Source organism: Variovorax sp. P4_B11, assembly GCF_056402355.1.
This window is the reverse complement of sequence record NZ_JBFUHO010000157.1, coordinates 1-1187: the sequence shown is the minus strand read 5'-3', so window position 1 is coordinate 1187 and position 1187 is coordinate 1. Positions and strand designations below refer to the sequence as shown.

Sequence of the window (1187 nt, the reverse complement as noted above, 5' to 3'; positions counted from 1 at the left end):
CTAGTGTAGTGCGCTCGAAATAGTGGAACTTATTCGATGCGGCACACTCCGACCTTGACGGAGGTCGCAGCCATGCGCATTGCCCCAAGGATCGAACTGGATGCTGTTGTCGAACGAGAGTTGACGGCCTTGGCGCGGCGTGGCCGTGTCGAGGCTCGTGTGCAGCAAAGGGCCAAGATCGTATTGCTGGCCGCTCAGGGCTGGCAGAACAAGGACATCGCCTGCGAGGTCGATCTGGATCGGCGCCAGGTGGCCTTGTGGCGCCAGCGCTTCCTGGAAGGCGGGGTGGAGGCCCTGATGCACGATGCGCCGCGCCCCGGGCGCACCCCCAGCGTGACCACCCCCGAGTTTGAATCGAGCATCGTGGACAAGACGCTGCATGACAGGCCCATCGCCGCCACGCACTGGAGCACGCGAACGCTGGCCGCGCAGCTTGGGGTAGGGCCGACGACGATTCGCCGCGTGTGGCAGCGCAACGGCCTGAAGCCGCATCGCCAGAGCAGTTTCAAGCTCTCGCGCGACCCTCGCTTCGAGGACAAGCTGTTGGACGTCGTGGGGCTGTATCTGAACCCGCCCGAGCGCGCCCTGGTGCTCAGCTGCGACGAGAAAAGTCAGATCCAGGCGCTCAACCGCACCCAGCCGGGCTTGCCGATGAAGAAAGGCCGCGCCGGCACCGTCACGCACGACTACAAGCGCCATGGCACGACCACGCTGTTCGCCGCGTTGAACACCCTGGACGGCACGGTGATCTCGATGTGCCAACAGCAACACCGGCACGCGGAGTGGCTGCAGTTCCTGCGCCTGATCCAGCGCAAGACGCCCAGGCACCTGCAGTTGCACCTGATCGTGGACAACTACGGCACGCACACCCACCCAGMGGTTCAAGCCTGGCTGGCCAAGCACCCGCGCTTCGTCATGCACTTCACGCCGACGAGCGCGTCGTGGCTGAACATGGTCGAGCGCTTCTTCCGCGACATCTCGGAGAACCGCATCCGGCGCGACAGCTTCACCAGCGTGCCTGAGCTGGAATTGGCGATCGATCTCTATGTCGAGCACCACAACGCCAACCCCAAACCCTTCATATGGACCGCCAGCGCGACCGACATCCTGGCCAAGGTCACGCGAGCCAAGGCCGCGCTGGCAAGGAGTACAAGATAAGTACATATCTGAGTGGCGCACTGCACTAG

At 63.8% G+C, this 1187-nt stretch carries 1 protein-coding gene; it reads left to right on the top strand.

Features of this window, described 5'->3' with window-relative positions; all coding sequences use genetic code 11:
• Positions 1 to 72: 72 nt before the first annotated feature.
• A complete protein-coding gene (locus AC1DYD_RS41385) occupies positions 73 to 1158 on the top strand; it encodes an IS630 family transposase (protein ID WP_478178494.1) in 1086 nt (361 codons plus the stop codon).
• The last annotated feature ends 29 nt before the right edge of the window (positions 1159 to 1187 follow it).